This is a genomic window from Planomonospora parontospora, from assembly GCA_014647935.1.
Classification (GTDB): Bacteria; Actinomycetota; Actinomycetes; order Streptosporangiales; family Streptosporangiaceae; genus Planomonospora; species Planomonospora parontospora.
This window is the reverse complement of the sequence record BMQD01000012.1, coordinates 98,312-118,973: the sequence shown is the minus strand read 5'-3', so window position 1 is coordinate 118,973 and position 20,662 is coordinate 98,312. Positions and strand designations below refer to the sequence as shown.

27 protein-coding genes are annotated in these 20,662 nt (G+C 73.2%); 13 read left to right on the top strand and 14 right to left on the bottom strand.

Annotation, left to right across the window (positions count from 1 at the left end; translation table 11 throughout):
- Positions 1 to 561: 561 nt before the first annotated feature.
- On the bottom strand, positions 562 to 1,638 hold the full coding sequence (locus IEZ07_RS19820) for a coiled-coil domain-containing protein (RefSeq protein WP_191896101.1): 1,077 nt from the start codon (positions 1,636 to 1,638) through the stop codon (positions 562 to 564).
- A 162-nt stretch (positions 1,639 to 1,800) separates the two neighbouring features.
- Between IEZ07_RS19820 and IEZ07_RS19815 the strand changes: the two genes are divergently transcribed.
- The 3 genes from IEZ07_RS19815 to IEZ07_RS19805 all read left to right on the top strand — a co-directional run bounded on the left by IEZ07_RS19815 (position 1,801) and on the right by IEZ07_RS19805 (position 3,826).
- Complete coding sequence (locus IEZ07_RS19815; RefSeq protein ID WP_191896100.1) at positions 1,801 to 1,959, top strand: hypothetical protein; 159 nt, start codon at positions 1,801 to 1,803, stop codon at positions 1,957 to 1,959.
- A complete protein-coding gene (locus IEZ07_RS19810) occupies positions 1,956 to 3,131 on the top strand; it encodes a tyrosine-type recombinase/integrase (protein ID WP_191896099.1) in 1,176 nt (391 codons plus the stop codon). The genes IEZ07_RS19815 and IEZ07_RS19810 overlap by 4 nt, the downstream gene beginning before the upstream one ends.
- 239 nt (positions 3,132 to 3,370) lie before the next feature.
- Positions 3,371 to 3,826 (top strand): restriction endonuclease, encoded by a 456-nt coding sequence (locus tag IEZ07_RS19805; RefSeq protein ID WP_191896098.1) that lies wholly within the window; start codon positions 3,371 to 3,373, stop codon positions 3,824 to 3,826.
- A gap of 60 nt (positions 3,827 to 3,886) precedes the next feature.
- Here IEZ07_RS19805 and IEZ07_RS19800 read toward each other — a convergent pair whose 3' ends face one another.
- Together IEZ07_RS19800 and IEZ07_RS19795 are read right to left on the bottom strand one after the other, a co-directional pair.
- Complete coding sequence (locus tag IEZ07_RS19800) at positions 3,887 to 4,183, bottom strand: sulfurtransferase TusA family protein (RefSeq protein WP_191896097.1); 297 nt, start codon at positions 4,181 to 4,183, stop codon at positions 3,887 to 3,889.
- A complete protein-coding gene (locus IEZ07_RS19795; protein WP_191896096.1) occupies positions 4,180 to 4,836 on the bottom strand; it encodes an ArsR/SmtB family transcription factor in 657 nt (218 codons plus the stop codon). Before IEZ07_RS19795 ends, IEZ07_RS19800 begins: the two co-directional genes overlap by 4 nt.
- A 58-nt stretch (positions 4,837 to 4,894) precedes the next feature.
- Here IEZ07_RS19795 and IEZ07_RS19790 point away from each other — a divergent pair, with 58 nt between their 5' ends.
- Genes IEZ07_RS19790 through IEZ07_RS19780 form a run of 3 tightly spaced genes read left to right on the top strand, consistent with a single transcriptional unit; the run spans position 4,895 to position 8,690 of the window.
- Positions 4,895 to 6,238: an MBL fold metallo-hydrolase gene (locus tag IEZ07_RS19790; RefSeq protein WP_191896095.1), complete on the top strand. Its 1,344-nt coding sequence runs from the start codon at positions 4,895 to 4,897 to the stop codon at positions 6,236 to 6,238.
- Entirely contained in the window at positions 6,235 to 7,527 is a 1,293-nt protein-coding gene (locus IEZ07_RS19785) for an MFS transporter (protein ID WP_191896094.1), read from the top strand. Before IEZ07_RS19790 ends, IEZ07_RS19785 begins: the two co-directional genes overlap by 4 nt.
- Positions 7,524 to 8,690, top strand: a complete 1,167-nt coding sequence (locus IEZ07_RS19780; RefSeq protein ID WP_191896093.1) for a cysteine desulfurase family protein — start codon at positions 7,524 to 7,526, stop codon at positions 8,688 to 8,690. Before IEZ07_RS19785 ends, IEZ07_RS19780 begins: the two co-directional genes overlap by 4 nt.
- A 3-nt stretch (positions 8,691 to 8,693) precedes the next feature.
- Here the strand turns inward: IEZ07_RS19780 and IEZ07_RS19775 are convergent, their stop codons facing one another.
- The 3 genes from IEZ07_RS19775 to IEZ07_RS19765 all read right to left on the bottom strand — a co-directional run bounded on the left by IEZ07_RS19775 (position 8,694) and on the right by IEZ07_RS19765 (position 11,125).
- Complete coding sequence (locus tag IEZ07_RS19775; RefSeq protein ID WP_191896092.1) at positions 8,694 to 9,335, bottom strand: class I SAM-dependent methyltransferase; 642 nt, start codon at positions 9,333 to 9,335, stop codon at positions 8,694 to 8,696.
- A gap of 5 nt (positions 9,336 to 9,340) precedes the next feature.
- Positions 9,341 to 9,640, bottom strand: a complete 300-nt coding sequence (locus IEZ07_RS19770) for a cytochrome P450 (RefSeq protein ID WP_191896224.1) — start codon at positions 9,638 to 9,640, stop codon at positions 9,341 to 9,343.
- Between the two features lie 408 nt (positions 9,641 to 10,048).
- Positions 10,049 to 11,125: a flavin-containing monooxygenase gene (locus IEZ07_RS19765; protein ID WP_204054470.1), complete on the bottom strand. Its 1,077-nt coding sequence runs from the start codon at positions 11,123 to 11,125 to the stop codon at positions 10,049 to 10,051.
- 57 nt (positions 11,126 to 11,182) lie between these two features.
- On the opposite strand from IEZ07_RS19765, the gene IEZ07_RS19760 reads away from it, so the two are divergent.
- Positions 11,183 to 11,518 (top strand): ArsR/SmtB family transcription factor, encoded by a 336-nt coding sequence (locus IEZ07_RS19760; protein ID WP_191896090.1) that lies wholly within the window; start codon positions 11,183 to 11,185, stop codon positions 11,516 to 11,518.
- 37 nt (positions 11,519 to 11,555) lie between these two features.
- Here IEZ07_RS19760 and IEZ07_RS19755 read toward each other — a convergent pair whose 3' ends face one another.
- A complete protein-coding gene (locus IEZ07_RS19755; RefSeq protein WP_191896089.1) occupies positions 11,556 to 12,143 on the bottom strand; it encodes a sigma-70 family RNA polymerase sigma factor in 588 nt (195 codons plus the stop codon).
- 76 nt (positions 12,144 to 12,219) lie between these two features.
- The gene (locus tag IEZ07_RS19750) at positions 12,220 to 12,405 is read right to left on the bottom strand and encodes a hypothetical protein (RefSeq protein WP_191896088.1); all 186 of its coding nucleotides are present in this window, start codon (positions 12,403 to 12,405) and stop codon (positions 12,220 to 12,222) included.
- 171 nt (positions 12,406 to 12,576) lie between these two features.
- Between IEZ07_RS19750 and IEZ07_RS19745 the strand changes: the two genes are divergently transcribed.
- Genes IEZ07_RS19745 through IEZ07_RS19725 form a run of 5 tightly spaced genes read left to right on the top strand, consistent with a single transcriptional unit; the run spans position 12,577 to position 16,185 of the window.
- Positions 12,577 to 12,723, top strand: a complete 147-nt coding sequence (locus tag IEZ07_RS19745) for a hypothetical protein (RefSeq protein ID WP_191896087.1) — start codon at positions 12,577 to 12,579, stop codon at positions 12,721 to 12,723.
- Between the two features lie 49 nt (positions 12,724 to 12,772).
- Positions 12,773 to 14,245: an FAD-dependent oxidoreductase gene (locus tag IEZ07_RS19740; RefSeq protein ID WP_191896086.1), complete on the top strand. Its 1,473-nt coding sequence runs from the start codon at positions 12,773 to 12,775 to the stop codon at positions 14,243 to 14,245.
- A gap of 55 nt (positions 14,246 to 14,300) precedes the next feature.
- Positions 14,301 to 14,570 (top strand): hypothetical protein, encoded by a 270-nt coding sequence (locus IEZ07_RS19735; protein WP_191896085.1) that lies wholly within the window; start codon positions 14,301 to 14,303, stop codon positions 14,568 to 14,570.
- A complete protein-coding gene (locus IEZ07_RS19730; protein WP_239320269.1) occupies positions 14,567 to 15,826 on the top strand; it encodes an MFS transporter in 1,260 nt (419 codons plus the stop codon). The genes IEZ07_RS19735 and IEZ07_RS19730 overlap by 4 nt, the downstream gene beginning before the upstream one ends.
- Before the next feature lie 11 nt (positions 15,827 to 15,837).
- Positions 15,838 to 16,185 (top strand): ArsR/SmtB family transcription factor, encoded by a 348-nt coding sequence (locus IEZ07_RS19725; protein WP_191896084.1) that lies wholly within the window; start codon positions 15,838 to 15,840, stop codon positions 16,183 to 16,185.
- A 13-nt stretch (positions 16,186 to 16,198) separates the two neighbouring features.
- Here the strand turns inward: IEZ07_RS19725 and IEZ07_RS19720 are convergent, their stop codons facing one another.
- The 6 genes from IEZ07_RS19720 to IEZ07_RS19695 form a co-directional block, all read right to left on the bottom strand.
- The gene (locus tag IEZ07_RS19720; RefSeq protein WP_191896083.1) at positions 16,199 to 16,372 is read right to left on the bottom strand and encodes a hypothetical protein; all 174 of its coding nucleotides are present in this window, start codon (positions 16,370 to 16,372) and stop codon (positions 16,199 to 16,201) included.
- 101 nt (positions 16,373 to 16,473) lie between these two features.
- Positions 16,474 to 16,887, bottom strand: a complete 414-nt coding sequence (locus IEZ07_RS19715) for an arsenate reductase ArsC (RefSeq protein WP_191896082.1) — start codon at positions 16,885 to 16,887, stop codon at positions 16,474 to 16,476.
- Complete coding sequence (gene arsB, locus IEZ07_RS19710) at positions 16,880 to 17,995, bottom strand: ACR3 family arsenite efflux transporter (protein ID WP_191896081.1); 1,116 nt, start codon at positions 17,993 to 17,995, stop codon at positions 16,880 to 16,882. The genes IEZ07_RS19715 and arsB overlap by 8 nt, the downstream gene beginning before the upstream one ends.
- A gap of 10 nt (positions 17,996 to 18,005) precedes the next feature.
- The gene (locus IEZ07_RS19705; protein ID WP_191896080.1) at positions 18,006 to 18,356 is read right to left on the bottom strand and encodes an ArsR/SmtB family transcription factor; all 351 of its coding nucleotides are present in this window, start codon (positions 18,354 to 18,356) and stop codon (positions 18,006 to 18,008) included.
- A 117-nt stretch (positions 18,357 to 18,473) separates the two neighbouring features.
- Complete coding sequence (locus IEZ07_RS19700; RefSeq protein WP_191896079.1) at positions 18,474 to 19,031, bottom strand: GNAT family N-acetyltransferase; 558 nt, start codon at positions 19,029 to 19,031, stop codon at positions 18,474 to 18,476.
- Positions 19,028 to 19,348, bottom strand: coding sequence for an ArsR/SmtB family transcription factor (locus tag IEZ07_RS19695; protein ID WP_301549334.1), 321 nt, complete (start codon positions 19,346 to 19,348; stop codon positions 19,028 to 19,030). The genes IEZ07_RS19700 and IEZ07_RS19695 overlap by 4 nt, the downstream gene beginning before the upstream one ends.
- Before the next feature lie 247 nt (positions 19,349 to 19,595).
- Here IEZ07_RS19695 and IEZ07_RS19690 point away from each other — a divergent pair, with 247 nt between their 5' ends.
- Positions 19,596 to 20,537 (top strand): tyrosine-type recombinase/integrase, encoded by a 942-nt coding sequence (locus IEZ07_RS19690; RefSeq protein WP_191896077.1) that lies wholly within the window; start codon positions 19,596 to 19,598, stop codon positions 20,535 to 20,537.
- Positions 20,538 to 20,662: the final 125 nt, after the last annotated feature.

Sequence of the window (20,662 nt, the reverse complement as noted above, 5' to 3'; positions counted from 1 at the left end):
CCTTCCCTCCGGATCTCGTATCACCGGTGGAGGCCATCGACGATCGCCGGAGCTCAGAGCCCGAGGAGAACGGCCTTGTCACCGCTACCGGCAACTTGATCATGATGCCCAAGGCGGAGCCGGGGCATCCATCGGGGAACCCGCCTTGGGAACGCGAACTGACGCGGTAGGTGGAAACGGTCCGGTGCGCCGCCCTCCATTCCCCCGGTCAGAGCGGTTCCTTCGGGGTCACGGCGGCCGTTTTCCTGCGCCCGCGCGAAAGAGGCGGCAAGCCGCTGACACCGGATGCCGAGGAGAGGCTCTCCGCTGCTCTCCGAGGGCCACTGAGCTGCGAATTTGTCACTGGTGTCAGTGGCTTTCCGTCATCGGATGTCAGTAGCGCACGCCAGCAGTCGACCTCCCCGATCACCATCAGGCGGGCGTTCCAGGGCGCCCCAAGACATGGCGGGGCACCGGCGGCGCGGCGCCGGGAGCACGAGCGGCGAAGGTCTCGCCTCTAGGCGTGCCCGGACATGGGCGCCGGCTGAGCCCGTGGATACCGCCGCTCTTTGAGCTGACCCGTCAGAGACCGTCATCGACGCCGTCCGCGGTCGCGGGCGCCGAAAGCTGCACGGCCAGCTGGGCATGCAACTCGGCGATGGTGCGGGCGTCGGCGCGGGCGCGTTCGTCGTCGGCGGCGGCGCGGGACTCGGCCTGGCGGGCCTGATGCCGGGCCGTCTCGAGCTGGGCAGTGGCCACCGCCAGCGCGGTGCGATCGGCTTCGGCGGCACGCTGGGCCGCATCGCGGGCACGGCGCTCGGCGGTGAGCTCGGCGCGGGCCTGCTCGGCCGCGGTGCGCGCGGCTCCGGCCTCGGCCAGGGCGCGCTCACGTGCGCTCTCGGCGGCGCGAGCGCGTTCGGTGGCGGCGTTCAGCCGCTCGCCGGCCACGGTCAGATCGCTCTGGGCGGCGGCCAGGGCGCGTTCCAGGCCGGTGATGCGCGTGTGGGCGGCGGCGAGCGCCTCGGCGGCGTGCTCACGTTCGGCGGCGGCGGCGTCACGCAGCGCCTGCAGGTCGGCGGCCAGGGTGGCGCGGGTGGCCTCGGCGGCGGCGGCGCGGGACTCGGCCTTGCCGCGTTCGCGCTCATGGACGGCGATCTGGTGCCAGGCGTCGCGTTCGGTCGCCGCGGCGCGGGCCGTGGCCTGCTCGGCCGCCTGCTCGGCGGCCTGGCGCGCGGCCCGGTCGGTCGCGGCCTGCCGGTCGGCGGCCTCGGCGCGGGCGCGGGCGGCGTCGGCGGCGACGGCAGCGGCCTGGGCCTCGGTGAGGGCGCGCTCGGCCTCGGCCTCCAGGGCGCTGTTGCGGGCCAGCAGGTGCTCGCGCAGTTCGGTCAGCAGGTCCAGCTGGGTGCGCAGGGCCGGGGCGTGGCGGTCGGTGAGCTCGGCCAGCCGGGCCAGGCGTTCGTCGAGGGCGTCGCCGCCGTGCTGCTGGCGGGCGGCCTTGGCGTCGGCCGCGCAGGTTTTGTCCGGGCAGTACTTGGGTGGACGGCCGGTGGCCTTGGGCCGGGCGAAGCGCTCTCCGCAGTGGTCGCAGGTGAGCAGCTGGACGGCAGGCGCGCCGGCGGAGGGCGGCGGGGCGGGGTGCTCCGAGGAAGGGGTACTCATCCGGTCACCCTAGCGGTCGTCTCGTTTACTGAAATGGAAACGTTTATAGTTTCTGGAAACATGTACCGATCGACTTCGGAAGGCTTCACAGAATAAAAGTTCTGTGGAGTAGTATGATCGGCGCGTCCCTCTTCCCCCTCACCCGCCCGGGAGGCCCCGCCGATGCTTGCTCGCTCCCCCGCCGCCGCGGCTCCGGCGACCCGCCCGCCCCGCACCATGCTCGTGCTCACCACCGACGGGCGCATGCGCACCGCCACCCCGGACGGCTGCCGACGCGGCGGTGACGGCCGCGCGCTCACCGCTCGGCGGCCGGTCCGATGACGGCCGACGAGCTGACCCCGAGTGCGATCCTCCCGCCGGGGCGGCACGCCTTCTCCCCGGCGGCCACGCCGCTGTCCCCGCCCGCCGCGGCGGCCGAGCCCGCCCCCGCGGCGTCGGGCGCATCGCCACCGGCGCCGCTGGTCGACACCGTCGGCAAGATCCCCGGGCTGCGGCCCCGCCGCGCTCGCGGTGACGGCGGCGAGGTCGCCGGAGAGCTGGTCGACCGCATCGACGCCCTGGGCGGGACCGCCTGGCGCACCGCCGCGGCCTGGCTGGCCGACGCCCGGGCCATCACCACCCGCCAGACCCGCCTGGCCGACCTGGCCGCGTTCGTACGCTGGCTGCACGCCGCCGTGCCCGGCGCCGACCTGCTGCAGGCGAACGAGGACCAGTTGGTCGCCTACCGCGACGCGCTGGGCACCGGCACCGCCACCGCCGGAGTGCGCACCCCGGGCAAACCCCTGGGGCCGGCCACCGTGGCCCGGCGCCTGGCGCACCTGCGCAGCTTCTTCCGCTACGCCCGGCGCCGCGGCGCCGTCCCCGTCAATCCGGCCGAGAACGTCACCTCCCCGGCGGTCTCCACCGACGGCAGCACCCCGGCGCTCACCCGCGCCGAGCAGACCGCGCTGGCCGCCGGAGCCCAGGCGATGGCCGAACGGTACCCGGTCGGCGCCGCCGCGGTGCTACTGCTGATCGGCTCGGCCCTACGCGTCGGCGAGGCGCAGGCACTGACGGTCGGCAGCGTCATCCGCGACGGTGAACGGATCGCGATCCGCGTCCGGCGCAAGGGCGGCCGCCATGCCGACCTGCCGATGCCGCCGCGCGCCTGGCCGCTGATCATCCCCCTGCGCGCCGGACGCGCACCCGGTGAGGCGCTGTTCACCAAGGACGACGGCCGCCCGATCGACCGCTGGTGGACGGCCGCCATGCTGCGTCGCGCCGCCCGCGCCGGTGGCCTGCCTGACGACGTCGCCGACCGGCTGCACGCGCACATGATGCGCGCCACCGCCATCACCCTGCTGCTGGAGCACGAGGTGGCACCGCTGGACAAGGTCCAGCAGCTGGCCGGGCACCGCAGCTCGGCCACCACCATGCGCTACAAACGCCGCACCGGATCCCTGGCCGCGGCCGTCGACGGGCTGGACGCCCTGCTGGATCCCGAGGAGCCGTGAGTCTCGTCCATCTTCCTCGCCCTGTACCTCGAGGTGAAGCAGATTCCTGCGGCGTGCGTCCCGTTTCGTGGCATTGAGATGTAAGCGGGCCAGCCGTTGGATCTCGGTTGCTTTCCCGATGGGGGAGACCAAGACGAGTAGAAGAAGCTCATCGAGCTCAATCCCCTGCTGCGAACCTGATGATCTCCCACAATGCCCTGGGCCCATGGACGTAGTGCGCGGCCCGATGGCCGGGGACTGTGGTCGACTTCGGCCTGTCCCGCTACAAATTCATCGACGAGGTCGACGCCGCTTCCGGGCTCGACGGACGACCCAGCATCGTCGAGATGGACCCGCTGAAGTTCGAACAGCGCGGCTTGAAATTCTGGACGACGCAGTCGTCGAGAGCCGACGGCGTCGACGGCGTGGTGGTCAACGAGGACCCTGTCCTGGGCGGCGTCTGCACCATCCAGGCCAAACGGTACAAGAACGCCGTCTCACCCAACGACGTGCGTGCCCTGGCGGGATCGATCGAGGACATGCGCGCCTACAAGGGAATCCTGGTGACGACGTCATGGGTCGGCAGCGCCGGCCGCCAGTTCGCGGCACGGGCGTATCCAGCTCATCGAGGGTACCGAGCTCAAGCACCTCCTGAAGGAACACCTCGGCCTCGACGTACGCGTCGATCTTCCCAAACCGCCCCGCGACGGCGATGACACGCAGAGACCGAAACAACGTGGGACTGACCCGTCCCGGACATCCCGGCGGCGGTCTCTTCAGCGGTCATCGGGATGCCAGGGCCGGTCGGCCGCGGTGGGCCGGGCATGCACGGCCACCGCCAGGGCGTAGGTCGCGCGGGGAGCATGGGCGCCAACGGGACCGAGATAGGTGTGGCCGGTCAGATGGCACCAGGCGGGCAGGTCGACCGGTGCGGCCGGGTCGGCAGCGATGACGTGCACGATGGTGCCCGGGGCCAGTCCGGCGACCAGCCGCCTCAGCTCGATCAGCAGCTGCACGCACCGGCGGTCACCACCGTCCAGCACGACCGGATCGCGGGCGTCAATCATGTTCATACGGCCACCGGCAGCTCGGCCAGACGCCACTCCAGCATGCCGTCGGCCAGCCGTGCCGCGCGGCGGCCGCGGGCGGTCAGCTCCCGCACCGCCTCGTGGGCCATCACGCAGTAGGCGCCTCGGCAGTAGGCGACGATCTGCCCGTCGGCGGGCAGATCGGCCAGCCGGTCGGCGAGTTCGTCCAGCGGGACCGAGACGGCGCCGGGGATGTGCCCGGCGGCATACTCGGCGACCGGGCGCACGTCGACCACGATGACGTCCCCGGCCTGGACCCGGATCAGTAGCTCCTCGCGGGTGACCTGCTCGGCGTCATCGGACCCCAGATAGGCGACACGGGCGCGCTCTACCTCGGCCAGGTGTGCGGCGGCGACCTGGCGCAGGTGCGCCCAGAGCCCGGCCACGTCGGTGCCGGCCAGCCGGTAGAAGACCTTCGTGCCCTGCTTGCGGGTGGTCACCAGCCCGGCCTGGCGCAGCACCTGCAGGTGGCTGGAGGCGGTGGTCAACCCGAGCCCGGCCGCTTGCGCGAGGGCCTCGACGGAGCGCTCGCCCTGAGCCAGCAGGTCCACCAGCTCCAGCCGCTTGCCGCTGGCCAGGGCTTTCCCCACCGAGGCGAACGCCTCGAACAGCGCCGTCTTGGCGGCCGCATCACCCATTTGACAATCCTCCAAATATCTCTGGAATACTGTACTTACTGGAGAGCGGAGAGGCAACATGATCATTCCGATCGTGGACGAGGGCTTGGGCAACTCGTCTTACCTGGTCGATCTCGGTGACGGCCGTGCCCTGGCGGTCGACGTGAGCCGGGACCTGCGTGCCTTGCGCGCCGCCGCCGCAGGGCGTGGCCTGAAAGTGGCGTTCGCCGCCGAGACTCACCTGCACGCCGACTTCCTGTCCGGCGCCCGGCAGTTGGCCGCCGACGATCGAGCCCGGGTGCTGGCCTCGGCCGCCGGCGGCCGGGCCTTCGACCACACCGGCCTGGTCGACGGCGATGAGATCGACCTGGGCGGTCTGACCTTGCAGGCCCTGGCCACACCTGGCCACACCGGCGAGCACCTGGCCTTCATCCTGCGAGACGGCGCGACGCCGCTGGGAGTGTTCTCCGGCGGATCGCTGATCGTCGGCTCGGCCGCCCGCACCGACCTGTGCGGCCCCGAACGGACCGGGGCTCTGACGCGGGCCCAGTACCGCTCGCTGCGCCGGCTGGCGGAGTTGCCGGACGAGACCCGGCTGTGGCCCACCCACGGCGCGGGCTCGTTCTGCTCGGCTCCGCCCGGCACCGAGCGCACCTCCACCATCGGTGCGGAGAAGGCCGCCAACGCACTGCTGCGAGCACCGGACGAAGAGACGTTCGTCGCCGCCCTGCTCGGGAGCCTGAGCAGCTTCCCGCCGTACTTCCTGACCCTGCCCGAGGCCAACCGGCGCGGCGCGCCCGTCTTGATCGGTGAGCCTGGGATCGCCTTGCTGGACGCCGAGACGGTGCACTCCTTGCAGGCCGAGGGGGCGGTGGTCGTCGACGTGCGGCCGGTGCGCAATTTCGCGGCCGCGCACATCCCCGGCGCGATCTCCATCCCACTGCGGGAGCAGTTCGCCTCCTGGCTGGGCTGGCTGCTCGACCCCGGCACGCCGTACGTCATCGTCCGCGACCCCGGTCAGGACCTCGCGGAGATCGCCTGGCAGGCCGCCAAGATCGGATACGAGGCGTGCGCCGGGGAACTGGCCGGTGGCATGGGCGCCTGGCACGGCCCGACGCAGAGCATCGCCCTCATCCGCGCCGGCCGGATCGACGGCGAGCGTGTGCTGGACGTGCGACAGGAGGTCGAGTACGCCTCCGGGCACCTCCCCGGCGCGGCACACATCGAACTCGGCGCCCTGCCTGCCCGCATCGGTGATGCGCCGGACGGGCCGGTGGTGGTGATGTGCGGGCACGGCGAGCGCGCCATGACCGCCGCCAGCCTGCTGGCGCGCACCGGCCGTCGCGGGGTACGGGTGCTGGAGGGCGGCCCCGATGATTGGGCCAAGCACACCGGCCGGACGTTGCAGGATGGCCCGGCGTGAGTGCGACCACCCCCGCCACCGGCGATACCGGAGACGCTGAGAACGCCGAGTCGGCCATCCGGCTCGGCCTGGCCGCCAACCTTCCCCAGTTCGTCCTGCTGGTCGCGGTCAACGCCCTGGTCGGCGGCATGCTCGGCCAGGAACGCATCACGCTGCCGCTGCTGGCCGAGACCGTCTTCGGCCTGTCGGCCCACACCGCGGCGCTGACCTACATCCTGGCCTTCGGCGCCACCAAGGCGATCATGAACTTCTTCGCCGGCACCTGGTCGGACCGTTACGGCCGCAAACCCGTCCTGATCGCCGGGTGGCTGATCGCGCTGCCGATCCCGGCCATGCTCGCCTGGGGCCCGTCCTGGGCCTGGATCATCACCGCGAACGTGCTGCTGGGCGTCTCCCAGGGCCTGACCTGGTCGACGACCATCATCATGAAGATCGACCTGGCCGGGCCGGAGCGGCGCGGCCTGGCCATGGGCTTCAACGAGGCCGCCGGCTACCTCGCGGTGGCCGTCACCGCGCTAGCCACCGGTTACCTGGCCGAGCAGTTCGGGCTGCGGCCGGCACCGTTCCTGCTGGGCGCCGCCTACGCCGCCCTCGGCCTGGGATTGTCCACCCTGGTGGTGCGGGAGACCCGCGAGCACGCCCGGGCCGAGGCCGCCGCCCACCCGGCCGGCGGCCCCCACCACGCCGAGCTGACCACTCGGCAGATCGCCTGGCGCACCAGCGTCGGTGACCGCTCGCTGTCGGCGGCCAGCCAGGCCGGGATGGTCAACAACCTCAACGACGCCCTGGCCTGGGGCGTCTTCCCGCTGATCTTCGCCGCCCGCGGCCTGAGCGTGGCCGAGATCGGAGTGCTGGGCGCGCTGTATCCGGCCGTGTGGGGGCTGGGGCAGACGGCCACCGGCTGGTGGTCTGATCACGTGGGCCGCAAGCACCTGATCACCGCCGGGATGCTGGCCCAGGCCGCCGCCATCGCGCTCGTGGCGCTGGGCGGGTCCTTCACTGTCTGGGCGCTCGCCCAGGTGCTGCTCGGGGCCGGGACCGCGCTGGTGTATCCCACGCTGCTGGCGGTCATCGGTGATGTCGCCCACCCGGCCTGGCGGGCTCGCGCGGTCGGCGTCTACCGATTGTGGCGGGACGGCGGTTTCGCCGTCGGCGCGCTGCTGGCCGGGATCATCGCCGACATCTGGAGCCTGGAAGCCGCCGTCTGGACGGTCGCCGCGCTGACCGCGGCCTCCGGCCTGGTGGTGGCGGCGCGCATGATCGAGACCCACCCGGAGAAGACGCGATGAGCCATCCCGCACTGGCCGAGGGACCGATCTACCTCGACTACAACGCCACCACCCCCGTCGACCCGGCCGTACTGCAGGCGGCCCTGCCCTACCTGGCCACGCATTTCGGCAACCCCTCCAGCGCCCACGCCTACGCCCACGCCCCACGCGAGGCCTTGGCGCGGGCTCGGGTCCAGCTGGCCGACCTGCTCGGCGCCCGGCCGGAGGAGATCGTCTTCACCGGCGGTGGCTCGGAATCCGACACCCTGGCCATCCGCGGCGCCGCCCTGGCCCGGGCCGACGACGGCCGGCGGCAGATCCTCACGCTGGCCACCGAGCACCCGGCCGTGCTGCAGGCCTGCCGGAGCCTGGAGCGCGACGGCTACCTCACAGGGCTGCTGCCGGTCGACGCCTGCGGCCGCCTCGATCCGGCCGTCCTGCGGGAGGCACTGGACCGGGACACGGCGCTGGTGTCGATCGCCTACGGCAACAGCGAGACCGGCACCCTGCAGCCGCTTCCCGAGCTGGCCGCCCTGGCCCGCGCCGCCGGGGCGCTGTTTCACACCGACGCCGCCCAGGCCGCGGGCAAGGTGCCCATCGATGTGGCCGCACTCGGGGTGGACCTGCTGACCGTGGTCGGGCACAAGATGTACGCGCCCAAGGGGGTGGGCGCCCTGTATGTGCGGTCCGGGGTCGCGCTGGACCCGGTCATCGCCGGCGGCGGTCAGGAAGACGGGCGGCGCGCGGGCACCGAGAACGTCGCGTTCGTCGCCGCGCTCGGCGCCGCCGCCGACCTGGCCGGCCGCGAGCTGCCCGACAGCCTCGCGCGGCTGGCCGGGCTGCGGGACCTGCTCCAGGCCGAGCTGGAGCGGCTGCTGCCCGGCCGCGTCCGTCTCAACGGCCACCCCGCGATGCGGCTGCCCGGCACGCTGAACGTCGGCATCGACGGCATCGACGGACGGGCGCTGCTGGCCGCCGTTCCCGAGGTCGCCGCCGCCACCGGCTCGGCCTGCCACGAAGGCACCGATGTCGTCTCGCCGGTGCTGACCGCCATGGGTCTGCCCGAGCAGCGGGCGCGTTCGGCGCTGCGCCTGTCGCTGGGCCGCTGGAGCACCGAGGCCGAGGTACGGCGGGCCGCCGCGCTGCTCGCGCGCGCCGCCGATGCGTTCCCGCGATCCGGCTGACGGTCAGCGGTCAGTGGCCGCCATGGCGGTTCCCCGCGTGTGAAAGGAGAACGGGGTACGGGCCTCGGGCAGCAGGAAACGTTCCAGCGCGGTGATGGTGAACCCGGCCCGCTCGATCACGGCGACGGTGTCGCGGCCGGTGTGACAGCCACCGGCCAGGCGCGGCCACACGGTCGCATCCAGCAGCCGCTGCAGGCGCACCAGGCCGGGCGAGTCCGCGCGCCCGTGCTCCAGGAACCGCAGCCGCCCGCCCGGCCTGAGCACCCGCCGCGCCTCGGCCAGCGCCGCAGCGGCATCCGGCAGTGAGCACAGCACCAGGCAGAACACCACCGCATCGGCGCTGCGGTCGGCGACCGGCAGGTGCTCGGCCACGGCCCCGGCGACCTCCACGGGAACCGGGGCCGCAGCGGCGGCCGCGCGGACGATCTTTCGCAGCCGAGGTTCCGGCTCGACGGCGAGCACGCCGGTGACGGCGGGCGGGTAGTGGGCGAAGTTCACCCCGTGGCCCGCGCCGACCTCGATCACCTGCCCGGCCAGATGCGCCAGCAGCGCTCGGCGGTGTTCGACCATGCCGCCCTCGTCCATGGCGGCGGCCAGCCGGGGGTAGATCCGGCCGAAGACCGGCCGGCGGGTGTTTGTCTTCATGGCGGTCACCAGGTGACCGGCAGCGCGGTCAGCCCGCCGGTCAGCACGTTCGGGTCGAAGGTCAGCTCCTCCACCGGACAATCCAGGCGCAGGGTGGGGAAGCGGGCGGCCAGCTGGGAGAAGACCACCTGCAGTTCGATACGGGCCAGCGGGGCGCCGATGCAGTAGCGTGCGCCGTGGCCGAAGGTCAGGTGCGGCACCGCCGGCCGCTGGAGGTCGAAGCGGTCGGGATCGGCGAAGACGGCCGCGTCGTGGTCGGCCGCGCCGGTGTCCAGCAGCACCAGGTCGCCTTCTCGTACGTGCACGCCGGCGATTTGAAGGTCGGTGCGGGCGTAGCGGGGTATGCCGCCGCCGCCCAGGCCGGGCGCGCAGGATCTCCTCCACCGCGGCGTCGATCCGGGACGGGTCGGCCACCAGCGCCCGCCACTGACCGGGGTCGGCCAGCAGCCAAGCCGCGCCGCCACCGATCGCGGTCACGGTGGTCTCGTGCCCGGCGAACAGCAGGAACATGCCCATCGCGGCGGCCTCGCCGTCGTTGACGCCCTCGGTGGCGGCCAGGCGGGAGATGACATCGGCGTCCGCCACCAGCGCACGCGGGCGGCGCAGCAGGGCGGCCAGCCCTTGCCCGGTGAGGGCGGTGCCGATGGTCAGCATGGTCGCGGTCAGCAGCACCACCAGCCCGATCGTGACCACGGCCGAATCGCTCGTCATCGTCATGCCCCGGCCCGGATGCGTGTGCTGCAGCGGGCTCGCAGGTGGCGGGCCAGGTGCCGGGCCAGGTGGGCGGCGTCGCGGCCGACGCCGCGCAGGGTGTTGGAGGCGGGGCTGCGCTGCCATTCCAGGCCGAGGAAGCCGAGCCCGGGATGGGTGAGCGAGATCCCGCCGCGCTGGCGGGGGCGGCCGGAGGAGTCCAGGGCGCCGCCGAGGGCGCGCAGGTAGGGCAGGTGAGGCCGGTAGCCGGTGGCGAAGACGACCGCGTCGACGTGCTCGCGGGCGCCGTCGGCCCACACCACGGCGTCGGCGTCGAAGCCGGGGAACGTCTCCTTGCGGTCGATGCGGCCGTCGGCCAGGGCGCGGCGGTAGCGGCCGTCATCCAGCACCGGCACGGCTGGCGGGGAGTCGGCCCGGCGGGCGGGCAGGCGGTCGAAGCCGGTGATCGCGAACCAGAAGTGCAGGTCGCGGCCGAGGGGGCGCTGGTCGACGAAGCGGATCGGTGCCCGGGTGGCCAGGGTGACCGCGGCGACGCCGGCCAGGTCGTGGGCGATCTGGACGGCGGAGTTGCCGGCGCCGACCACCACGACGCGCTGGCCCGCATGCGGGGCCGGGTTGCGGTAGGCGGCGGCGTGCAGGATCTGCCCCGTGAAACCGTCCTGGCCGGGCAGGGCGGGCTGGTGCGGGTTGCCGAAGGAGCCGCTGGCCGCGATCACCGACGGCGCCGACAGGGTGGTGCCGTCGGCGAGTTCCACGGTGAAGCCGCCGCCGTTCTCGGCCCGTACGGCGGTGACGCGGGTGCCGGTACGGATGTCGGCGTCCAGGCGGGCGGCGTAGCGCTGCAGGTAGGCGACGACCTCGTCGCGGTGCGGATAGCGGGCCGGGTCGCCGTCGAAGGGCGCGCCGGGCAGGGCGCTGTAGCGGGCCGGGGAGAACAGGGTGAGGCTGTCGTAATAGCGGGCCCAGGAACCGGCGGGGTGCTCGCCCGCCTCCAGGACGACGGGGGTGAGGCCGGCGTCGCGCAGGGCTCGGGCGGCGGCCAGGCCGGATTGGCCGCCGCCGATGACGATGGTGTCCATGCCGCGCATCGTATCGTCAAATCCATAAATGACAATACGATCGGGTAGGATCATCCCATGCAGATGGGAAGCGACATCGAGTTGACGGACGCGGCCCGCGGCCTCCTCAAGGCCCTGGCCAGCGACACCCGCCAGCAGATCCTGATGCTGTTCGCCGGTGGGATCGAGCTGACCGTGGGCCAGGTCGCCGAGCGCATGGACCTGGCCCAGTCGGCCACCTCCACCCACCTGGCGACCCTGCGCGACGGCGGCGTGCTGGCCTCGCGCCGCGAGTGGAAGACCGTCTACTACCGCGCCGATCCGGCCCGGATCGGCCAGGCATTGGCCGACCTGCAGGCCGGCCTGCAGGCGTGCTGCCCCCCGGCCGGCTGCTCGCCCGGCGCCTGCGGATGAGGTCCGTTCCGCCGCAGGCCGGTCGGATCCCGGCCGGTCAGCCGCCTCCGCACGGGCACGCTCCCGCGGGCCGCACCTCGCGCACATCGCCGCGGGCGTCGGTCTCCACCCGGCAGCAGGCCGTCAGCAGCGCCCGCAGCCGGGTCCGGGCCCGCTGGATGCGCGACTTCATCCCGGGCACCGACAGGCCGAGCCGGCCGGCGGCCTCGGCCTGGGTGAGGCTCTCGTAGTCGATGAGGGTGATGGCCTGGCGGTCGCGCTCGGCCAACCGCTCCAGCATCGGCGCCAGGCATCCGGCCAGGGCGCTCAGGGCGCCGGGGTCGGCCGCCTCGGCGGTGAGGCTGCGGTCGAAGGCGGCCCGGGCATGCGCCCGTCCGGCCGCGGCGGCCGCGCGGTGGTGGTCGATGATCGCGTTGCGGGTGATCTGGTAGACCCAGGCCTCCAGCCGCCCGGCCTCGCGCGGGCCGGCGACGGTCCGGCTGATGCGCACCAGCACCTCCTGGACGATGTCCTCAGCGTCGGCGGGCCGGTCGATGCGGGCGGCGACGAAGGCGACCAGCCGGGTGCGCAGCTGCGCGCTCGCCGCCGCCGCGGCGTCGGCGGCCGGTCGGGTGGGTGTCGTCACGGTCGTGTCCTTCCTGGCCCCTGCCCGGGGCCGGGCCGGCCCGGCCCCGGGCAGGTATGCGGGCGGGTGTGCGGTGTTACCGGCAGCCGCAGCTGCCGGGCGCCTCCCCGGCCGGGGCGGTGACCGAATCTCCGGCCGGGGTGCCGCAGCAAGCGCCCTTGTCCTCGGGCGCGCAGCAGGTCTGCAGCGCGGCGGTCGAGCAGCAGGCCGTGGCGGGCGTCTCGGTGGCGGGCCCCGTCGAGGTGGTCTCGGTGCTGGTCATGGCGGATCGTCCTGTTCTTCGGGTGAACAACGTCACTGGGGTAGACGGGGCGGTCCGGGAATGGATGCACCGGGGACCTGCCTGCTTTGGCCGCCACCTAATTTGACATCTCTCTAATCAGAGTGGCAGGCTGAATACTACTTAGACAAGCTTCAATATAAGAGGTGTGAGATGCGCTCTCTGCTGCGCCGCCGCCCGGCTCCCGCGACATCCGCGACCGTCTCCTTCGACGAGGCCACCGGCACCGTCTGCGACCGCGCCTGCCGGGCCGAGGCGGTGCTGGAGCGTGCCCGCGCCGCCGCTTGGCTCGCCCGCTGAACCCCACCGACCGTCCGAGAGCGACCACCCGAACCCCGGAGGAACGATCATGAGCAGTGGATGCTGCGGCCCGGCCGCCCCCGCCGAGCAGAGCGCGCCGGCCGTACCCGTCCAGACCGCCCCGGCCACCAGCAGTGAGCAGGTCGTGCTCTCACCGCAGCTGGACCACCTGCCGGTCGCGGTGATCGGCGCCGGACCGGTCGGCCTGGCCGCCGCCGCCCACCTGGCCGAGCGGAACCTGGACTTCCTGCTCCTGGAAGCGGGTGAGCAGGTCGGCGCCTCCATCGCCCAGTGGGGGCACGTGCGTACCTTCAGCCCGTGGAAGTACGACATCGACGCGGCCGCCCGCCGCCTGCTGGACGCCGGCGGCTGGACCGCGCCTGATGAGGACTGGCTGCCCACCGGCGCCGAGCTCGTCGAGGACTACCTCATCCCGCTGGCCGCCCACCCCGCGATCGCCCCGCACCTGCGGCTGAACGCCAAGGTCACAGGCATCAGCCGTCTCGGCTTCGACCGGGTCCGCACCACCGGCCGTGACACCGCCCCGTTCGTGATCCGCCTGGCCGACGGCACCGAGATCGCCGCCCGCGCGGTCGTGGACGCCTCCGGCACCTGGCGGACCCCGAACGTGCTGGGCGCCTCCGGCCTGCCCGCCCACGGCGAGCACGCCGCGGCCGGGTTCGTCGACCATGCCCTGCCCGACGTGCTGGGCGCCGACCGCGAGCACTATGCGGGCAAGCACACCCTGGTGGTGGGCGCCGGCCATTCCGCGGCCACCACCCTGCTCGCGCTGGCCGCTCTGGCCGAGGAGGCACCGGAGACCCGCATCACCTGGGCGATCCGCGCCGGATCGGCGGCCCGCACCTACGGTGGCGGCGCCGCCGACGCGCTGCCGGCCCGCGGCGCGCTCGGCACCCGCCTGCGCGCGCTGGTCGAGACGGGCCGCATCACGCTGCTGACCGCCTTCTTCACCCACGCCGTCACCGCCGACGGCGAAGCGGTCACGGTGATCAGCCGCGACCCGTCCGGGAATGAGCAGAAGGTGGTCGCCGACCGGATCGTGGCCGCCACCGGCTACCGCCCCGACCACGCCATCGCCGGCGAGCTGCGCCTGGACCTGGACGCGATCCTGGGCTCCACCCGCGCGCTGGCCCCGCTGATCGACCCCAACCACCACTCCTGCGGCACCGTGCCCGCGCACGGCGCCGACGAGCTCGCCCATCCCGAGCCCGGCTACTACGCCGTCGGCGTCAAGTCCTACGGCCGCGCCCCGACGTTCCTGATGGCCACCGGGTATGAGCAGGTCCGCTCGGTGGTCGCCGCCCTGGCCGGGGACTGGGCGGCCGCCCGGCAGGTGCAGCTGGAGCTGCCCGAGACCGGCGTGTGCTCCTCGAACCTGGCCGAGGCCCAGGAAACCCGCGTGGGTCTGGCCACCGGCATCAGCGGCGGCCTGCTGGCCGCCCCGCTGCCCCTGGCCTCGGTGGGCGCCTCGGCCGAAAGCGGCGGCGGCTGCTGCGGCTGACCCGCATCCACCGATCCCCGCATCACGATCATCCGAAGAAAGGCGGGATCCGGCCATGTCCGACGGCTATCCCACCGCACCGCAGAAGGAGGCCCTGCGCCTGATCTGCACCCGCGGTCCGCTGGATGCCGACCGGCTGGGTCGCCGCCTGGCCGATGCCCGCCGGGTCAGCGGTAATCCCGGTCATGCCGCGGCGATCGCCCGCATGGCCGGCACCCTGGCCTGGCGGCTGGCCGCCCAGGGCTTCATCGCCCAAGCAGAGGGCGCCTGGGCCGCGACGGCCGACGGCCGCCGCGTGATCTCCTGTACCGGTGAGAGCGCGTGACGTCCACCGCCGCCGAGACCGCCGCCCCTGATGCCGGGGGCGGCGGTCGGGTGCGTTCCCGGCGCCAGGGCGCGCGGATCGTCGCCGCCCTGGCCGTCACCCAGACCATCGGCTACGGCGTGCTCTACTACGCCTTCTCGGTCTTCCTGCTGCCCATGGCGGCCGACCTGGGCGCGTCCACCGCCCAGGTCGCCGCCGCCCTGACCTGCTCGGTGCTGGTCTCGGCGCTGTGCGCACCGGTGGTGGGCCGCCTGCTGGACGCCCGCGGCGGCCGCGGCCTGATGACCACCGGATCGGTCCTCGGCACGCTCGCCGTACTGGCCTGGTCACAGGTGCACACCCTCATCCAGCTGTATGCGGTGTTCGCCGCCATCGGCGTCGCGAGCGCGATGGTGCTCTACCAGAGCGCCTTCGCCGTCATCGTGGCCTGGTTCGACGGGCACGAGCGCGGTCGGGCCGGCGCGCTGCTGGCGCTGACCGTCGTGGCCGGATTCGCCTCCACGATCTTCCTGCCGCTGTCCGGCCTGCTGGTGGAGCGGTTCGGCTGGCGCCAGGCCCTGGTGGTCCTGGCCCTGGTCTACGGCTTGGCCGCCGTCCCGCTGCACGCGCTCGTGCTGCGCCGCCGCGAGCGCACCGCCCATGCGCCCGCGGCGGCCGCACAGCGCGCCGCGATCACCCACGAGGCCGTCCGCCGCCGCCCGTTCTGGCTGCTGGTCGCCGCCTTCACCGCCAGCGGCGGCGCCACGGCCACCATGGCCCTCCTGCTGATTGCCTACCTGGTCCACCTCGGCCACCCTCCCGTCCTGGCCGCCACGCTGGCCGGGCTTTTGGGCGTGCTGTCGGTGACCGGTCGCCTGCTCACCACCGGCCTGCAGACCCGCCTGCCCGCCGCCCTCATCGCCGCGGCGATCTTCGCCCTGCAAGGCGTCGCCGCGGCACTCCTGCCCCTGGCCGGGCGGACGGTGCCGGGCGCCATCGGCTGCGTGCTGGGGTTCGGGCTCGGCTTCGGCATCGCCTCCATCACCCTGCCCCACCTGCTCGTCGACCGGTACGGCACCGCCGCCTACGCCACCCTGTCGGGCCGTATCGCGTTCTTCTCCGTCGCGGCCAAGGCATCGGCCCCGCTCGGGGCGCTCGCTCTGGCCCAGCTCGCCGGCTACGGCCGGGTGATGGCGGCGGTGGCCGCCGCCTGCGCGGTCGCCGCATTCGCACTGACCGCCTACCACCGCATACCATTTAGACCAGCATCGAAGTAAGGAGCCTGCTCATGACCGCCCCCACCACCGCCTGCTGCGCCCCGATCGCCCGCGAGCCGCTCGCCGAGGCCGAGGCCGCCGAGCTGGCGGTGCTGCTCAAGGCGGTCGCCGACCCGGTCCGGCTGCGCCTGCTGTCGATGATCGGCTCCCACGCCGGCGGCGAGGCATGCGTGTGCGATCTGACCGACGCCTTCGACCTGACCGCGCCCACCATCTCCCACCACCTCAAAGTCCTCCGCACGGCGGGGCTGATCGACTGCGAGCGGCGCGGCACCTGGGTCTACTACTGGATCGTCCCCGCGGCGGTGAACCGGCTCGGCGCCCTGTTCACGCCGCTGGCCGAGCCCGCCCACGCCTGAGCCCGCCCGCTCATTAGCCGTTCGGCGGCGCGCCATCTTGCGCGGCGAGGGCGGCGAGGGCCTCGGCAGCCGGGAGCGCGGTGATGATGGCTCTGTTGGTGGAGCCTGGCAGCAGGCGGATGCTGTCACCCTGCTGGTCCGCCGCCGCTTCGGCTGGGTCGGCGATCCGCGCAGCAAGGTAGGTCACACACCGGTAACATACCGCTGTTCGTTGGTATCCGCCTCTGAGAAGGTACGCGGCTCCCCGGCCGTACTGCCAGGCGTTTTCCCCGATCCCGCGGCCGATCGTCAGGCGGGCAGCAGCTCGGCGATCAGCTGGCTGACGCGGACCTTGATCTCGTCCCGGATCGGGCGGACCGCCTCGATGCCCTGGCCGGCCGGGTCCTCGAGCTTCCAGTCCTCATACCGCTTGCCGGGGAAGAACGGGCAGGCGTCCCCGCACCCCATGGTGATCACGACGTCGGAGTCCTGCACGGCCTCGGCGGTGAGGATCTTCGGGGTCGCGCCGGTGATGTCGATGCCGACCTCGCGCATCGCCTGCACGGCGACGGGGTTGATGGTCTCGGCGGGCGCGGACCCGGCGGAGCGGACCTCGATCGCCTCGCCCGCCAGGTGGGCGAGCCAGCCGGCGGCCATCTGGGAGCGTCCGGCGTTGTGCACGCACACGAACAGGACGCTGGGCTTGGCGGGCGTGTCAGACATGAGCGTTTCCCTTCGGGGTGGTGGAAAACAGGCGGCGGCCGGCCAGGCTGACGTAGACCAGGGCGACCAGGACGGGCACCTCGATGAGCGGGCCGACCACTCCGGCCAGGGCCTGGCCGGAGGTGACGCCGAACACGCCGACCGCCACGGCGATGGCCAGTTCGAAGTTGTTGCCTGCCGCGGTGAACGCCAAGGTCGCCGTGCGGTCATACGGCAGGCCGGTCGCCCGCCCAGCGAGGAAGGCGCCGCCCCACATGAGGAGGAAGTAGGCCAGCAGCGGCAGCGCGATCCGCGCGACGTCGCCGGGGCGCTCACTGATGGTGTGGCCCTGCAGGGCGAACAGGATGACGATGGTGAACAGCAGGCCGTACAGGGCGATGGGGCCGATGCGCGGCAGGAACCGGGTCTCGTACCAGTCCCGGCCCTTGGATCGCTCGCCCAGTTTCCGCGACAGGTAGCCGGCCAGCAGCGGGACGCCGAGGAAGACCAGCACGCTCTGCGCGATATCCCAGGCGGAGACCTCCAGTGCGGTCCCTTCGCCCAGGCCGAGCCAGCCGGGCAGCAGTTCCAGGTAGAACCAGCCGAGTCCGGCGAAGGCGACAACCTGGAAGACCGAGTTGATCGCGACCAGCACGGCGGCGGCCTCCCGGTGGCCGCAGGCCAGGTCGTTCCAGATCAGCACCATGGCGATGCACCGGGCCAGCCCGACGATGATCAGACCCGTCCGGTAGGCGGGCAGGTCGGGCAGGAAGACCCAGGCCAGGGCGAACATCAGCACCGGGCCGATGACCCAGTTCAGCAGCAGCGACGAGACGAGCAGGCGTCGGTCGCCGGTGACCGTGCCGAGCCGGTCGTAGCGGACCTTGGCCAGCACCGGGTACATCATCAGCAGCAGGCCGAGCGCGATCGGCAGCGAGATCCCGCCGACCTGCACCGCCTCCAGCGCGGTGTCCAGACCCGGCACCAGACGCCCCAGCAGCAGACCGGCGGCCATGGCCACCCCGATCCACACCGGCAGGAGGCGGTCCAGCGTCGACAGGCCGCCGATCACCCCGGGATCGGGCGCGACAGCCGGGACGCGGGCAGGCGGCGATGACGGTGATGCCATGGGTCTTCCTTCAGCGCTCGGTCATGGCGGCAGGTACGGCGAGCAGGCCCGACAGCTCGGCCAGCCGTTCGGGGACCACGCGGTAGTACATCCAGGAGGCCCGGCGTTCGGAGGTGAGCAGGCCGACGTCCTTGAGGACCTTCAGGTGGTGGCTGATGGTCGGCTGGGACAGATCGAAGGCGGCGGTCAGGTCGCACACGCAGGCCTCGCCGCTGGCGTGGCTGGCCACGATCGACAGGATGCGCAGCCGGACCGGGTCGCCCAGGGCCTTGAAGACCCTCGCCACCCCGGCGGCCTGAGCGGGGTCGATCGGCTCACGGGCCAGCGGCGCGCAGCACTCCAGCGGCTCCAGCGGTTCCATCGTTCTCCCTGCTCAGCGCGTCGGCCCAGCGGATTCGTCCGCCATCTATATTGGCAGATATCGATTCCGGGGTCGGCAAACGGCGGATGAACACCTCCCGGCCGTCTCCCGGCGGACTCAGGTGCCGACGGTCCTGCTGCGCCGTTCCAGCAGCACCACGTCCCGCCAGACGCCGCGGTGGCAGCCGATGCGCTCGCGCACGCCCACCACGCGGAAGCCGAACGCCTCGTGCAGGCGCAGGCTAGGGGTGTTGTCGGGGAAGACGCCGGACTGGATCGTCCAGATCCCGGCCTCCTCGCAGGCGGCGATGAGCGTGCCCAGCAGCAGGCGGCCGGCGCCGCGGCCCCGGTGGCCGGGGTGGACGTAGACGCTGTGCTCGATCACCCCGGCGTAGACGCATCGCGAGGACACCGGCGAGGCCGCCGCCCACCCGGCCACCGCACCGCTTTCGGCGTCTGCCGCGACGAAGCACAGGTGGCGGATCTTACCTGCGGTGAAGTCCTGCCAGCTCGGTGCGGTCGTCTCGAAGCTGGCCTGCCCGCCGTCCAGCCCGGCCTGGTAGACGTCCAGCACCTGCTCGGCGTCACCGGCCTCCATCGGCCGCACGACCAGACCGGCGGCCCCGGTCGACCGGGCGGCCTCGGGGCGCGGGGTGTCGGCGATGTCGTGGGTCATGGCGCGCGGTCCTTCTCGTCGGCGGGGACGGCCGGGGCGGGAGCGCCCATGACCACGTCGGCCGCGGTGGGAAAGCGGCGCACGCAGGCCTCGTTGATCCGGTACAGGCTCGCGGTGCCGCGCCGCTCGACCAGCACGAAGCGGACCTCGGCCAGGATCTTCAGGTGGTGGGAGACGGTGGACTGGCCCACCCCGGACGCGGTCACGATCTCGCCGACGCTCATCGGCGCGCGCCGCCGGGCCAGCAGCGAGACGAGCTGGATGCGGGTGGCGTCGGCCAGTGCCCTGAACCAGCTCGCGTACTCCTCGGCCCGCACCCGCGGCAAGGGCCCTTCGTTCCCATTCATCGTCAATCGACGATATTCGATGAATGAGGACAGCGGAAGCCCCTTGCCTCCCTCTCCAGGAGCCTCGATGTACGTGATAACGATCTATTATCCCGTATATGAGCGATCACGGCGGCGCGGCGACCAGGACAATCCTTCCCCGCCGCGGTGCGCGACTGGCGCACGTTATCCGGTGCATCTCCTGGGCCGGTGCAGCGACCGCCGCCCGGCGGCCGGCATGAGCGCCGCGCCGAAGGTCGCCGCGCTGTGCGGCGGGCACGTCAGCCTCGCCGCGGCCGCCGACGCCTTCCTGGCCACGGCGCGCACGGCCAACCCCAACACCCACCGCGCCTACGCCTCGGCCATCGACCGCGTCATCGCCCTGCTCGGCCCGGGCCGGCCGCTGGCCGACGTCGCCGAGGCCGAGATCGGCGCCGCGCTGGCCGAGCTGTGGGGCGCCTGCGCACCGGCGACCTGGAACCGCAACCGCGCCGCCATCGCCTCCTGGCTGACCTGGTGCCAGACCAAGAAGCACTGGGCCGCCCCCTCGGTGCCGGCCGAGGCCGAACGGCGCCGCGAGAGGGCGGACGAGACCCGCGCCGTGGCCAAGAGCGCGATCCACCGGCTGCTGAGCCGCCGCGACATCCCGCTGCGCGAGAAGACGCTGTGGCGGATGCTGTATGAGACCGCCGCCCGCGCCGCCGAGGTCCTCGCCCTGAACGTCGAGGACCTCGACCTGGAGCACCGCCGCGCCCCCGTCCGCTCCAAGGGCGGCGCGATCGAGTGGGTGTACTGGGAGTCCGGCACCGCCCACCTGCTGCCCCGCCTGCTCCGGCTCCCGGACGGCACCTCACGCACCCATGGCCCGCGGTTCCTGTCCGAGCGCCGCCCTGTCCCCGCCCGCCGGCCCGCGGCCGCCGACATCTGCCCGCACACCGGCCGCGCCCGCCTCGGCTACGACCGCGCCCGCGTCCTGCTGGACACCTACGCCGGCCTCGACCTGCACCAACTGCGCCACAGCGCCGCCACCCATCTGGGTGAGGCGGAGATCCCACTGCAGCTCATCATGGGCAAGACCCGGCACAAGAACCCCCGCACCGCCCTGCGCTACGTCAAACCCGGCGCTGAGGCCATCGCCGCCGTCACCGAGCATCCGGCTCCGCCGCGGCGTCGGCACTGATCAGAGCTATCAGCGCCTCGCCATAGCCTCTGACCTGCGGTTGGCCCCTTTCCGGCTTACTTGGTCCGTCCCTGGCCTCGACCGCTGTTCATGATTTCAGCCGAGGTGAAGTCGACTCCGTAAGG